11 protein-coding genes are annotated in these 15,232 nt (G+C 33.3%); 4 read left to right on the top strand and 7 right to left on the bottom strand.

Annotation, left to right across the window (positions count from 1 at the left end; genetic code table 11):
* The first annotated feature begins 135 nt into the window (after window positions 1-135).
* Window positions 136-1,422 carry a S1C family serine protease gene (locus tag IEU88_RS03625; protein WP_103373216.1) on the top strand — a complete coding sequence of 429 codons (1,287 nt, stop codon included), beginning with the start codon at window positions 136-138 and terminating at the stop codon, window positions 1,420-1,422.
* A 274-nt stretch (window positions 1,423-1,696) separates the two neighbouring features.
* Here IEU88_RS03625 and tyrS read toward each other — a convergent pair whose 3' ends face one another.
* Window positions 1,697-2,959, bottom strand: coding sequence for a tyrosine--tRNA ligase (tyrS, locus tag IEU88_RS03620; protein ID WP_103373215.1), 1,263 nt, complete (start codon window positions 2,957-2,959; stop codon window positions 1,697-1,699).
* A gap of 395 nt (window positions 2,960-3,354) precedes the next feature.
* Between tyrS and IEU88_RS03615 the strand changes: the two genes are divergently transcribed.
* Entirely contained in the window at window positions 3,355-4,266 is a 912-nt protein-coding gene (locus tag IEU88_RS03615) for a biosynthetic peptidoglycan transglycosylase (protein WP_103372575.1), read from the top strand.
* Window positions 4,267-4,412: 146 nt separating this feature from the next.
* Here IEU88_RS03615 and IEU88_RS03610 read toward each other — a convergent pair whose 3' ends face one another.
* On the bottom strand, window positions 4,413-6,080 hold the full coding sequence (locus IEU88_RS03610; protein WP_103372576.1) for a formate--tetrahydrofolate ligase: 1,668 nt from the start codon (window positions 6,078-6,080) through the stop codon (window positions 4,413-4,415).
* A 310-nt stretch (window positions 6,081-6,390) separates the two neighbouring features.
* Complete coding sequence (gene acsA / locus IEU88_RS03605; protein ID WP_096809149.1) at window positions 6,391-8,100, bottom strand: acetate--CoA ligase; 1,710 nt, start codon at window positions 8,098-8,100, stop codon at window positions 6,391-6,393.
* A 180-nt stretch (window positions 8,101-8,280) separates the two neighbouring features.
* Between acsA and IEU88_RS03600 the strand changes: the two genes are divergently transcribed.
* Window positions 8,281-8,913 carry an N-acetyltransferase gene (locus tag IEU88_RS03600; RefSeq protein WP_103373532.1) on the top strand — a complete coding sequence of 211 codons (633 nt, stop codon included), beginning with the start codon at window positions 8,281-8,283 and terminating at the stop codon, window positions 8,911-8,913.
* A gap of 17 nt (window positions 8,914-8,930) precedes the next feature.
* A complete protein-coding gene (locus tag IEU88_RS03595) occupies window positions 8,931-10,085 on the top strand; it encodes an acetoin utilization protein AcuC (RefSeq protein ID WP_096809145.1) in 1,155 nt (384 codons plus the stop codon).
* A 135-nt stretch (window positions 10,086-10,220) separates the two neighbouring features.
* Here IEU88_RS03595 and ccpA read toward each other — a convergent pair whose 3' ends face one another.
* From ccpA to IEU88_RS03575, 4 genes are all read right to left on the bottom strand, one after another.
* The gene (ccpA, locus tag IEU88_RS03590; RefSeq protein WP_103373533.1) at window positions 10,221-11,210 is read right to left on the bottom strand and encodes a catabolite control protein A; all 990 of its coding nucleotides are present in this window, start codon (window positions 11,208-11,210) and stop codon (window positions 10,221-10,223) included.
* Window positions 11,211-11,515: 305 nt separating this feature from the next.
* Complete coding sequence (locus IEU88_RS03585; RefSeq protein ID WP_107644234.1) at window positions 11,516-12,607, bottom strand: bifunctional 3-deoxy-7-phosphoheptulonate synthase/chorismate mutase; 1,092 nt, start codon at window positions 12,605-12,607, stop codon at window positions 11,516-11,518.
* 776 nt (window positions 12,608-13,383) lie between these two features.
* The gene (locus IEU88_RS03580; RefSeq protein ID WP_103373273.1) at window positions 13,384-14,604 is read right to left on the bottom strand and encodes a hypothetical protein; all 1,221 of its coding nucleotides are present in this window, start codon (window positions 14,602-14,604) and stop codon (window positions 13,384-13,386) included.
* Between the two features lie 82 nt (window positions 14,605-14,686).
* Window positions 14,687-15,178, bottom strand: a complete 492-nt coding sequence (locus IEU88_RS03575) for a DUF948 domain-containing protein (protein ID WP_096809138.1) — start codon at window positions 15,176-15,178, stop codon at window positions 14,687-14,689.
* Window positions 15,179-15,232 lie beyond the last annotated feature (54 nt).

The raw sequence follows: 15,232 nt of genomic DNA, 5'->3' as shown, positions 1-15,232 counted from the left end.
CCTATTGATTCTATCATTTAGAACATCAATGGACAAGGTAATTTATATTTCAGTCTAAAGTAGTATAATGATATACTAGAAAAAGTTGAGTAAACCTTTCATAATAGGTTATAAAGAATGAATCGGAGGTATAATATGTCAGAATTTAATAATGATCAGAACTCAAATAAAAAACAACCTGATGAAGAAATATCAAAATACACACAACCCAACTATAGTAAACGATCAAAACCCAAATTCCCATGGTTTAAAACTGTACTCGTCGCACTTGTAGCAGGTATTCTTGGTGCACTGATTGTCTTAGGTGTGGGGAAATTTATGGAAAGTACAGTATTAGACGATAATGGGTCATCAGTAAAGGAAACAAGTGATAGTAGTAGCGCTGGTAATTCCTTAGATGGAAAAAGCGAGAAATACGATTCGGTAAATCAAATGATTACTGATGTATCCCCCGCCATTGTAGGTGTAATTAATATGCAAAAAGCTCAAAATTTAGACGATTTGCTTAAAGGTAAAACAGGTAAATCAGAAGAAGCTGGCGTTGGATCTGGTGTAATTTATCAAAAAAATAACGGCTCAGCTTATATCGTTACAAATAACCATGTCATTGATGGTGCAAGTGAAATTAAAGTTCAATTACATAATTCTAAGCAAGTCGATGCTAAACTAATTGGCAAAGATGCACTTACGGATATTGCAGTATTGAAAATAAATGAAACGAAAGGTACAAAAGCGGTAGAATTTGCTAATTCTTCCAAGGTAAAAACTGGTGACAGCGTATTCGCTATGGGCAACCCGCTTGGCTTAGAATTTGCAAACTCTGTGACGTCTGGTATTATTTCAGCTAGCGAACGAACAATCGACACACAAACTTCAGCTGGTGCTAATAAGGTAAACGTACTACAAACAGATGCAGCAATTAACCCTGGTAACTCAGGCGGGGCATTGGTTGATTTAAATGGTAATTTAGTTGGTATTAATTCAATGAAAATAGCGAACGAACAAGTCGAAGGCATTGGGTTTGCTATTCCAAGTAATGAAGTCAAAGTGACTATTAAAGAATTAGTTAAGAATGGCAAAATTGATCGCCCTTCAATCGGTATCGGTTTACTTAATTTAAGCGAAATTCCTGATGAGTATAAAAAGCAATTAAATACTGATAGAAAAGATGGTATTTATGTAGCAAAAGTATACGCTGATAATGATCTAAAAGAAGGAGATATTATCACTAAAATTGATGATGAAGAAGTAAAAGAGGATACAGATTTACGCTCTTATCTATATGAACATAAAAAACCTGGAGATACAGTTAAATTAACTGTAGAAAGAAAAGGTGAAACACAAACTGTTGATGTAACATTAAAAGAACAAAAATCAAAAACTTCTGATTCATCAAAAGAACAAGCCGTTCCTTTTAATTAAATGAGTGTTATAAATACTTAAAGGCACCAAATCATAAATATGATTTGGTGCCTTTATTGTATTTTATAACTGTGTTCAGATAATAAAATACGCCCTAAGCATAAAGCCATATTTCAATATTTTTATTACACCTATATATCAAACTTCTGAAACCAATATATACTGATATAGACGACTTCTACGCTTAGTAACTATTATTAGAAACAGCACAACGTATTTTTGTATTGCTGAACGTGTTACTTTTTATAAACGATGGTATGTTCAACTTTCACAATTATTTATAACTAACCATAAAGTATTTTTTCTTGCCTCTACGTACAATAGTAAATTCATTCTCGATTTTATCTTCATTTGACAATTCAAAATTTAAATCTTGTTGTCTTTCTCCGTTAATATAAATAGCACCATTATTTACATCTTCACGTGCTTGTCTTTTAGAAGAAGCAATGCCTGTTTCCACAATTGCTTCCACGATGTTCGTCGTTTGATGATCTAATTCGACTTGAGGCACATCTTTAAAGCCTTCTTTTAATTCTCTAGCTGAAAGTGATTTCAAATCACCTGAGAATAAAGCTTGAGAAATCCTGATGGCATCATCTAATGCTGCTTGGCCATGAATGAATCTAGTAACATTTTCAGCTAATGCTTTTTGAGCTTCACGTAAATGAGGCGCCTCATTCAATGAAGTTTCTAGTGTATCTATTGCTTCTTTACTTAAAAACGTAAAGTATTTTAAGAATTTAATAACATCTGCATCTGTAGTATTAATCCAAAATTGATAAAATTCGTAAGGGCTTGTCTTATCGGCATCTAACCATATTGCGCCACCTTCAGTTTTACCAAATTTCTTACCATCAGATTTAACTACTAATGGAATTGTAAGTCCAAACGCTTCAGTTTCTCCATACATACGACGCATCAATTCTATACCACTTGTGATGTTACCCCATTGGTCTGAACCACCTACTTGAACCTTACAATTATACGTTTTATTAAGATGCCCGAAATCAATCGCTTGTAAGATAGTGTAAGTAAATTCAGTAAATGAAATACCATGTTCTAGACGCGTTTGGATAGAATCTTTACCTAACATATAGTTGACACCCACGTGTTTACCGTAATCTCTTAAAAAATCTATTAATGATATTTGGCCAAGCCAATCTTTGTTATTAACTAATTTTGCACCTTTATCTGTACCAAATTCAAAAATTTTATGCATTTGTTCACTTATGCCTTGCACATTTAATTCAACTTGATCTTCTGTTTGTAATTTTCTTTCTTCTGATTTACCTGAAGGATCACCAATCATTCCTGTTCCGCCACCAATTAATACGAGCGGACGATGACCATGCTCTTGAAAACGACGTAAAGTCAAGAACGGCAATAAATGGCCAATGTGTAAACTGTCTGCTGTTGGATCAGCCCCACAATACAGTGTGACCTGCTCTTTATTTAGTAAGTTTTCAATACCCGTTTCATCCGTTTGTTGATAAATCAAACCTCTCCATTTTAAATCTTCAATTAACGTATTTGTCATTGCATTCGCCTCCTAATTTAATTATGATAAAGTTTTGAATAGAATTCATTTGCATCACTTAAAATTTTAACCGCGTAATTTTAGAGAACACAAAAAAGCGCCCTTACATTTTTTGTAAGGGCGCAAACGCACGGTACCACCATACTTTAAGTCAAACAACTCTATTAATGATACGTTCATTAACTAAAACGTTTGGATAATTACTTATCAAAAGGTGTATTCATATAAGGACCAACGCTAGTTCACAGCAACCACTAACTCTCTGTAGATGATACATTATATTACTTCTCCTCTATCCAAAAACGATATCGAATTGTATTTATTATAATTAACTCTAATTTAAAAGTCAACTCTATATATTATGATATAATATTGTTTAAATAAGGAGGTCCACGATGAAAAATCATACATATGAGAGCCACATTGAAGAAAATAAACAACATATAAAACTAAATCAATTTGAATTTATTTATAAAAAACTCAAACATTTTTTCGTAGGTTTATTTTCCATATTTGGTTGCACTTTGCTTATTTTACTTGCCATATCTGTATTTTACTTTCAAAGTTTAACCAAAGAAGCTACCCATATGTCAGATGCTGAATTAAAGTCCAAGCTATTAGTTATTTCCGGAAATGAAGCAATCAATTATAACAGCGATAACCTACTCGTAGAGTATAATAATTCTATGAATTCGCTCATCGTTGGCCCAAAACATGTTAACAACAATGTGATCAAAGCTTTAACAGCCTCAGAAGACAGTTTATTTTTTCGACATAATGGCATTTTACCAAAAGCTGTTTTACGAGCTATAGGACAAGATATATTCAATTCTAGCGATGCTACAGGTGGCAGTACAATCACACAGCAACTTGTTAAAAATCAAATACTTACAAATCAAAAAACTTATAATCGTAAAGCAAATGAGCTTGTACTTTCCATGCGTGCTGAAAAAATTTTAACTAAAGATGAGATATTGTACACATATTTGAATATTGTTCCATTTGGTCGTGATTATAATGGGTTAAACATTTCAGGTATAGGATCAGCTTCTTTCAGTTTATTCGGCAAACCAGCAGAAGATCTAAATATTGCTGAATCTGCGTATATCATTGGTCTACTGCAAAGTCCTTACTACTACACGCCTTATAATGAAGATGGATCACTTAAACCTAATCATCAAATTCAAATCGGCTTAAATAGACAACATTACGTATTAAAACGCATGCTAGTAGAAAACAAAATTACACAATATGATTATGTTCGTGCGGAACGTTACGATATTAAATCTCGATTAATGACAAAGTAAAAAAAACAACAAAGCAATCATATTTTCAATATGATTTTGTTAGCTTGACAAGATTTCGATAACTAGAAATAAGACTATAAATATCTACAACATAAAACAACCGAGGCGCCACTGTGCCTCGGTTGTTTTATGTTATAATCACTAAATTAGAATAGACCTACTGCGTGACCATCATCAGTAACGTCCATATTTAATGCAGCTGGTTTCTTAGGCAATCCAGGCATTGTCATAATCGCACCAGTTAGTGCTACGATAAATCCTGCACCTGTTTTAGCTTCTAGCTCGCGAATTGTAATTTCAAATCCTTCTGGTGCACCTAATAATGATGCATCGTCAGAGAATGAATATTGTGTTTTAGCCATACATACAGGATAATTATCCCAACCATTTTCTTTAAATTGTTTTAATTGTTTTTGTGCTTTACTGCTAAACGTTACTTTGCTGCCACCATAAATTTCTTTTACAATCGTTTCAATTTTATCTTCAAGTGGTTGGTCTAGTTCATATAAATGTTTGAAATTTTGTGGTTGGTTAATCACTTCTAATACTTCATTAGCTAAATCGAGACCGCCTTGGCCACCTTTTTCCCAAACCTCAGTTAAAGCAAGACGGACGCCATTTTCTTTCGCCCATTCTTGTACAAACTTCGTTTCTTCATCTGTGTCGTGAACAAATGCGTTCAATGCAACAACCGGTTCTAAACCGTATTTTTTTACATTGTTTACGTGGCGTTCTAAGTTTACGATACCTTTTTTCAATGCATCCACGTTTTCTTCTTTAAGATTGTCTTTTGCAACGCCGCCATGCATTTTAAGCGCACGGATAGTAGCAACAACCACAACTGCCGAGGGTTCGAATCCTGCTTCACGTGCTTTAATATTGATGAATTTTTCAGCACCTAAGTCTGATCCAAAACCAGCTTCTGTTACGACGATATCAGCTAATTCTCTTGCTGTTTGTGTTGCAAGAATTGAGTTACAGCCATGCGCAATATTTGCAAACGGCCCACCATGTACTAATGCTGGTGTACCTTCGATTGTTTGGACTAAATTAGGTTTAATTGCATCTTTTAGTATCATTGCTAAAGCGCCTTCAACTTTTAAATCTGCTACTGTAACTGGATTACGATCTCTTGTATAACCAATTGTAATATTACTGATTTTAGCTTTTAAGTCATTAATATCGTTAGCTAAGCATAAAATAGCCATAATTTCAGAAGCTACTGTAATGTTGAACCCATCTTCACGGGGCACACCTTGTGTTGGCCCACCTAATCCTACGATGACATTTCTTAAAGCGCGATCATTCATGTCTAAGACGCGTTTCCATTCAATACGTCTTTGATCAATACCTAATTCATTTCCTTGATGAATATGGTTGTCAATAAATGCTGATAACGCGTTGTTTGCTGTTGTAATAGCATGGAAGTCACCGTTAAAGTGTAAATTAATATCTTCCATTGGCAGCACTTGAGCATAACCGCCACCAGTTGCGCCGCCTTTAATACCAAATGTAGGCCCTAACGCAGGTTCACGCAAAGCAACCATTACATTTTTCTTTAATTGATTAAAAGCGTCAGATAAACCAACTGTAACTGTTGATTTACCTTCACCTGCAGGTGTTGGACTCATAGCAGTTACTAACACTACTTTCCCTTTATCATCTTTTTGTTTAACTTGGTTGATATCAATCTTAGCTTTGTAATGTCCGTATGGTTCTAAAGCATTGGTAGGAATACCTACTTTTTCAGCAATATCCCCAATTGGTTGTAGTGTTGATTGATTAGCAATATCTAAGTCTGATAAATGTGCCAAATGTATTCGCCCCTTCTTTTATAAATTTTAACCACATATGAAAAAAGTAAAATTTCATGCTGTGATTCAAAATTCCTTACATATTCATATTAACTAAATAAAGTTGTATTGTCGATTAATAGAGATAGCGCTTTCAAAATTATAAGCTACTTTTGTTACAATAATGGATAATAAAACATTTTAAATGTATTATTACAATAAAAACGTGCTTCATTTCTAAATTTTAAAAGCAGATTTTAAAATTCATCAATAAAGCACATTTTAAAGTTAATAGTAAATTTGAAACAATTATTTTATGTTTTTTCTATAATTAATCTTCCATTGTACTTAAGTCGCCTTCTGGTAAATCAAGTTCCCACGCTTTTAACACGCGACGCATGATTTTACCGGAACGTGTTTTTGGTAATTTGTCTTTAAACTCGATTTCACGAGGCGCAGCATGTGCTGCTAAACCTTCCTTAACGAACTTACGAATTTCCTCTTTCAATTCATCACTTGCTTCAAATTCAGGTCGTAAAGCTACAAACGCTTTGATAATTTCTCCTCGAACTGGATCAGGTTTACCTATCACGCCTGCTTCAGCCACTGCATCATGTTCGACTAACTTAGATTCGACTTCAAATGGGCCGACACGTTCTCCCGCTGTCATAATTACATCGTCAACGCGTCCTTGAAACCAGTAATACCCATCTTCATCTTTATAAGCAGAATCCCCTGATACATACCAATCGCCTATAAAGTAAGAGTCGTATTTTTCAGGGTTATTCCAAATTGAAATCATCATAGATGGCCAACCTTTCTTGATGGCAAGATTTCCCATACGGTTAGCTGGTAATTCATTTCCCTGATCATCAATAATTGACGCTTCAACACCAGGCAATGGTTTGCCCATTGAGCCCAATTTCACATCCATGGACGGATAATTCACAATCATATGCCCGCCTGTTTCAGTCATCCACCACGTATCGAGAACACGTAGACCGAATACGCCTTTTGCCCATTTAATCACCTCTGGGTTTAACGGTTCTCCAACCGATAAAATACTTTTTAAAGATGATAAATCAAATTTTTCAACAATATCATCCCCGGCGCTCATTAACATTCTTAACGCTGTTGGAGCTGTATACCATATTGTCACTTTAAATTCTTCTATCATACCATACCAAGCTTCTGGAGAGAATCTGCCTCCAGCGATGCAATTCGTAATACCATTCAACCAAGGACTGAATATGCCATAAGATGTACCAGTTACCCAACCTGGATCTGCAGTACACCAATAAACATCATCATCTTTAAAATCAAGGACATATTTACCAGAAATATAATGAACTAACATAGCTCTTTGTGCATGTAATACACCTTTTGGTTGTCCAGTTGATCCTGAAGTATAATGTAGGATGAGTCCATCATCTAAATTTAGCCATTCTGTATCAAATTGGTCACTCGCTTTTTCAAGTTCTTTATTAAAGTCTACGTATTCACTCTCAACAACATCGTCAACAACAACAATTTTTTCTAAATTTGGTAATTTGTCTTTGGGTATTCTTGGCAATAAATTATTTGTAGTGACGATTACGCTTGCCTCACTATTTTCTAAACGATCACCAACCGCTTTTTCCATAAACGCTTCAAATAATGGTCCGACAATAGCACCTATTTTCAAAATACCAAATAATGCAAAATATAGTTCAGGTGTTCTGGGCATAAAAATAAATACACGATCACCTTTTTCAACATTGCCTTTATCTTTTAAAACATTTGCTGCTTTATTTGATTTTGATTTCATTTCATTGAAAGTAAAACTTTCTTGTCGCTTATCATCTTTATAATGTAAAGCTACTTTTTCTCCTTTACCTTCATCCACATGGCGATCAATACATTCATGTGCCATATTTATTTTGCCTGTGTCATACCATGAAAATGCTTTTTCAACTTCTTTCCAATCGAAATTGTTGTATTGCTTTTCATAGTTATGAAGGTTGAAATTTCCTTCTTCCCCTTTATATACTTCTACTTTCATTGTAAATCCCCCTCTTAATGAAATCGCTTGCTTAAAAATATTATAACTAATAAAATCGCAATTTTCAAAATAATCGGTGTAAACGGGTACAATATCGTGTTAATTTACGCTCATATCCCTTATAATATAATTATTAAAGATTGCATACTATATTCATTTGCGGTAGTTTGGAGTGAAAAAATGGAACATAAAAAAACGTATCAATCTCAGACTTTTCATTTAGATAAAGGCACATTTATTATTGAAGGTCCAGTGTCAAGGATTCACCTCGACTCAATGACATTTGATGACGGACTTACTGCATTTCGTCAACCTGAAGATCAATTTGAAGCGGTTAAAGAAATTAGTGAGCTAGCAGAAGGACGAATTTTTATACTTCGAAATAATCAACATATCGTCGGTTATGTCACTTATCATTACCCAGACCCATTAGAGCGATGGTCTAGTGGGAATCTTGCATATTTAATTGAATTAGGTGCGATTGAAATCAGTTTACCCTATAGACATTTACATCTAGGTAGCGAACTAATTAAAATTAGTTTAGCAGCAGATGAATATGAAGATTACATTGTTTTAACTACTGAATATTATTGGCACTGGGATTTTAAAAATTCTGGTCTTGATGTTTTTGAATATAAAAAATTAATGCAAAAATTAATGGGTTATGGGGGCCTAGAAATCTTTGCGACAGATGATCCTGAAATCACAAGCCATCCTGCCAATTGTTTAATGGCAAGAATAGGCTCACGCATTACTATTGAGCAGTTACAAGCGTTCGATGATATACGATATATGAATCGCTTTTTCTTTTAAAGGGGAGTAAAAAATAAATGAACAATACCCAACAAACTGGTTATGTTTATTCAAATGAAATATTACAATACCGATTTAGTAATCAACATCCATTTAATCAAATGAGATTAAAATTAACAACAGAATTATTAAAAGATTTAGGTTACTTAAAGCCAGAGCATATCATTCAACCACGCATAGCTACAGATAATGAACTCAGCTTAATTCATAGTTTTGATTATATACAAGCTATTAGACGTGCTTCTCATGGCATTTTAAATGACTCTGAAGCTAAAAAATATGGTTTAGATGGCAGGGACACTTTGCAGTTTAGAATGATGCATAAACACAGTGCACGCATTGTAGGCGGCGCATTAAATTTAGTGGATAAAATCATGGATGGTTCTATAACCAATGGTTGTCATCTAGGCGGAGGCTTACATCATAGTTTACCTGGTCGCGCAAATGGTTTTTGTATTTATAATGATGTTGCAATTACAATCGCCTATCTTATTAAGAAATACTGTTTACGAGTCCTTTGTGTGGATACAGATGCGCATCATGGCGATGGAACACAATGGAGTTTTTATACGAACGATCAAGCGCTCATTTATTCTATCCATGAAACTGGTAAATTTTTATTTCCTGGATCAGGTCATTATACAGAGCGTGGTAATGAGCAAGGCTTTGGCTATACAGTTAATATTCCGCTTGAACCTTATACTGAGGATGATTCATATCTTGAAGTATTGAATCAAACACTGGAACCTGTGGTTGCATCATTTAAACCAGATATCATTGTCAGTGTGCATGGTGTCGATATTCATTATTTAGATCCGCTCACACATATGAACTGTACGTTAGATGCACTTTATGAGATACCTTATAAAATTAAGCAATTGGCCGATAAATACACTGATGGTAAGGTCATCATGTTTGGTGGCGGAGGTTATAATATATGGAAAGTCGTGCCTCGTGCTTGGACACATGTCTTTCTTGCTTTAATTGGTGAAGATCAACAAAATGGTCAATTACCAGAAAAATGGTTGTCAAAATGGTCGCCATACGCGACTTGTGATTTACCAAATACTTGGGAGGATGAAAAGTTAGATTACCAAATTATCCCTCGCCGACAAGAAATAAGCGCTATAAATATGAAACACGCAACACAAGTATTAAGCTGGTTCAAATAAATTCTAACAGTTTATTAGATGCTACATAAAAAGGAAACAGAAATTTGCTATACCTGTATCATTATGCCATTCATCTACCACATATAAGCTAAACGAGACTATGACATTAACACGTCATAGCCTCGTTTATTTAAATTATTTAGTTGTCCCTCTATATTCAATTCTATGAGGTAAAATTACATTAGGTTCTTCAATCTCTTCTTCGTTCATATATTTAGTTAATAATCTCATACCAACTGCGCCTATATCATATAATGGTTGAATCACACTTGATAATTGTGGTCTAACCATTTCTACTAAGCGTGTATTATTAAAACTAACAATTTGTAAGTCTTCAGGAACTATTACGCCCTCATCTTGTGCTGCATGCACTAAACCAATAGCTTGTTCATCACTAATTGACAATATCGCATCCGGTTTCCCAGATTTTAATGCCTCAAATGCACGCAATCCATCTTTATAAGTTTCATTTCCATTAAAAATCAATTGATCATCTAATGTAAGTTGATTAGCTGATAATACATCTTTTAGACCTTCTAATACATCTTCTTGTGCTTTTTTAGAATAATCTCCACCCACGAACGCAAAACGTTTTGCACCTTTTTCAATTAAGTGCTCTGTAATTTCTTTTGCTGCAGTTTGAAAATCAATATTAACAGATGAAATACCTTCATCTTTCCCATTAGTTCCTGATACAACTACTGGCACAGATGATTTATTAATCAATTCCTTAATTTCTTCAGAAATTGTACCACCTAAGAAAATAATACCATCTACTTGTTTACTTAATAGATTATTGAATATTTCTTTCTCTTTATTTGGGTCATTATCCGAATTTGAAATAATAGAGTGGTACTTATACATTGTAGCAATGTCTTCTAAACCACGTGCGAGTTGGGAATAGTATACATTTGAAATATCTGGAATAATTACGCCAACCGTTGTTGTACGTTTACTTGCCAAACCTCTTGCTACTGCGTTTGGTCGGTAATTTAATTTTTTAATAACTTCATTTACTTTATCTCGTGTTTCTGGTTTTACATTTTGGTTACCATTTACGACACGTGAAACAGTAGCCATAGATACTCTAGCTTCTCTAGCTACATCATATATTGTAACAGTCATAAACATCCTCCTTGAAAGCGATTTCTTTATTATTATAATCTGTTTTCATAACATTTTCAAAGTTTACCATATTTTTCGTAAATGTAAAATCATTTTGTTTTGAATGTCATAATTATGTCATTTTCATGATAATTTATTTTATATTAATAGAAAAAAGCTATTTTTTGTTAATATTTTAAAACTCCATAAATTTCCTGATTAATTCCTATTATTAACGTGCTCTTTTATACTGTTTATATTCAACATTAAAAACTCCTACCTGTCCGCTACAGAAATAGAGAACAAATAGGAGCTATTCAGCGATTTTATTTTAATTGTTTATTATTATACATATCAGCTAACGGCTTAATTTCGTTATAGAAGTTTTCAAATTCATTTAAATCCATTTGTTGACCACTATCACTAAGTGCTACCGAAGGATCTGGATGAACTTCTGCCATAATACCATCTGCACCTACTGCTAAACCTGCTTTTGCTGTTGGTAGCATAATATCTTTGCGCCCTGTACTATGCGTTACATCTACTAATACTGGTAAGTGTGTGCCTTGTTTTAAAACAGGTACAGCAGAAATATCTAATGTATTTCTAGTAGCTTTTTCATATGTACGGATACCACGCTCACATAAAATGATATTTTCATTACCTTGAGAAGCAATATATTCAGCTGCGAAAATAAATTCTTCAATCGTAGCAGCTAAACCACGTTTTAAAAGAACTGGTTTTTTAGAGCGTCCAGCTTCTTTTAATAATTCAAAGTTTTGCATGTTACGGGCTCCGATTTGGAACACATCTAAGTATTGATCTGCAACTTCAAAATCTGCAGGATTAACAATTTCACTTATTACATTTAGATTATATTTATCTTTTGTATTTTTAAGTATTTTAAGTCCTTCTTCACCTAGTCCTTGGAAATCATAAGGTGATGTGCGTGGTTTAAATGCACCGCCTCTAATGAATTTCTCACCTTTGGCTTGTAAATTGCCAGCAACCGTATCTACTTGTTCTTGAGATTCTACTGAACATGGACCAAATACAAATGATTTATTGCCATCTCCAATAATGCCGCCATTATCAAATTGAACAATTGTATCTTCAGGTTTTAATTTTCTAGATACATATAAATGTTTTTCATTCTCTGATTTTTGTAAGTCAGTAGAGGCTTTAAAAATTTCTTTGAATAATTGTTTGATCACATTATCATTAAATGGACCTTCATTTTTATCTAAAAGTTGATTAATCATTTCTTTTTCGCGTTGAGGGTCGTAAACCATTGTACCTTGCTTACGTTTTTCTTCACCAATTTTTTGAGCAATCTTACCTCTTTTAGATAAAAGGTCTAATATCTGTTCATTAATTCCAACAATTTCGTCTCTGTATTCTTGTAATTTGTCTGTCATTTTAGTCACCTCTATGAAAATTTTAAATCGATATTTTATTCTGCTTTAAAGCGATAAAATATTTATTAAACGTAATTCTAACAATAACTGTTTATAAGTTCAAGTATGATTATCAAAAAAGTCACTTTAAAAGTGAATAAGTCTTATAATAACTGAATTTTCTGTTATTTACTAGTTGTATTTTACACTATTACAAAAATTTATCTTAAAATTAATAATTCCAAGCTTAAATAGCGATATATTTCACTATTTGTTATAATAAATCAATAACAGTAACACCAAAATACCACTTTGACGACACTTTTCTTATTCTTATCAATTTACAAAAGTTAAAATATAACAATAGCATAAGTATTTTCCAGTTTATCTCAATATGCGCAGCAGTTTATCAAAAAGTCATGCACTGCCGGTTTATTGCGATTTGAAGATAACATATATTTAAATTGTATTGTAATTATTTTATAAATTTAAAAAGTAGCTAATCAAAATCTTACAACTTTGGTTTCATGGCTTGCATGACTCATTGTTTAGTATAACAATACTATCACCTATTACTTTGGTATGCGATAGGAGCATCAAATCTCTCCATATTAGATATATAGCTTAATGGTTTATCTAAAAAATAATATGATAACTTATATTAAAAGCCTCTAATTTTGCTAATAATCAGCAGCCCATTATAGAAAAAAGCGGGACAAAAACCAATTTATTAAAAGGTTTTGTTATCCCGCTCTATATATTTTCCATAATGATAAAAGCATTTAATCACTTATGATTTAATCATTAAACTTTCGTTTGTCAATTTTACTTTTAGCTTTTTCAGTTTTCTTACTTTGTAATCTATTTTTAGAATACGTTGGTGTTTCATTTTCTGTTTGAGAATCAGAAGTGTTATCAGCGATTTTAGCTTCATTACTTATACCTTTTTCAGCTTCATCGTGAACAATAATTCCATCTTTAAAAGATACGCTATTGTGTGTTTGTTTAACGCGTTGTTCTGCAGCTTGAGGCTTAGCATTTTTGGTAGTTTGTTTAGCTTTGTCTGCAGAATTTTCTACTTTATTGCTAGATTCTACTGCGTTATCTATTTTTTTAGTAACTAAATTAGGTACATTATTATTTACTTTCGATGTTAAAGTTTCAGGTTTTAAAAGGTCAGCTGTATTTTTAGCTACTTTTGGATTTTTAGCTATTGCATCACGTTTTTGACTTGCTGCTATAGCTAAACCGGATGCAGTCACAGTGCCGGCAACAGCTGCTTTGATATGGTTATCTTCATCTTTTTTTGTCTCTTTTTTAGTAACTAAATTAGGCACTATACGATTTGGATTAGATTTTACGCCTTCTTCAGCTATTAATTCAGATGTGTTTTTTGAAACTTGAGTGTTGTTATTTAATATTTTCTTTTTCTCTTTAGCAACAGTTGCTAAATTGTTAGGTGATATGATACTATTACGCGATGTTTCCTTAGATGATGAAATCGTAGAAGCGTCTGATAAATTATGATCTTCTGCTTCTTCTTTTACCGCATCTTTTTGAGCTTCTATTTCACGTTCAGTTGGTTCTGCTTGCTCATTGATGTGGCTTAATTGCTCTGCTGCATTCATGGGTTGCTGCTTACTCATTTCCTCCTGTGCTTGAGGTGATGTGTCTGCTAAATTATGATCAGAAGTTTCTTGTTGAATTGCAACTTTTTGTGCATCTAATTCATTGTGTGTAGTTGTTGTATCCTTTATTTGTGCAACTTGACGTTCTGCTGCTGCTTTTTCATTTTCAGTTTGTTCAACTAAGTTTGACTTAAATTTTTGATTAGCTTTCGGAACAGATGTATCACTTTGACGTGATTTACTAATAGAAATTAATCCAACAGTTGAACCTATAACTGCACCTACAATAAATCCATAGACAAATACGTTTCTAGCCCCAGAAGTAAAATAGTCTTCTACTTCATAACTTTCTAAATTTCTTTCATAATCATCTCGGTTATAGTACTTCATAATTGAATGCCTCCTATAACAAATGCACTTAAATAAGTTTATACCTCATTTAAGTGCATTTGTTTTTTAAGTATATAAATGATTAATGGTCAACACGTGTAGTGTAGCTGTGATCTGCGTCATTTGCGACACTACTTGTTTTGTATTTTGCACTTTCTCTACGATTTTTTCTATTTTGCCATTTGTCAGCAACTTCCATTGCCACATTTGACCATTGTACCACTTGAGAAATTTTATCTTCGTTTTGAGAAATGTTGTGCGTAATTGAATTTGTAACTCGATCAACAGAACCATTTAATGTTTGAACTGAATCCCCGATGCCTTTAACTGCATCAACGACAGAGTTTAAACGATCTGATTTATCTTGAATATCTTCAGTTAAGCGATTTGCTTTATGAAGTAAGTCTGTAGATTCACGTGTAATCCCTTGAATTTGTCCTTCCACGCCATCAAGTGTTTTTGCAACGTGATCTAAATTTTTCTTAACTGAAACTAATACGACAACGATACCAATACATAAAATTAAAAATGCAATCGCTGCAACGATTCCAGCTATAGGTAAAATCCATTCCATTAAAAACGCCTCCTAAAAAACATATGTTGTTATTTAATATAAATACCCCCATCA

The sequence above is a fragment of the Staphylococcus nepalensis genome (assembly GCF_014635045.1).
In the GTDB taxonomy this organism is placed as follows: Bacteria; Bacillota; Bacilli; order Staphylococcales; family Staphylococcaceae; genus Staphylococcus; species Staphylococcus nepalensis.
Note: the sequence above shows the minus strand (reverse complement) of the source record. Positions and strands in the feature narration are given on the sequence as shown.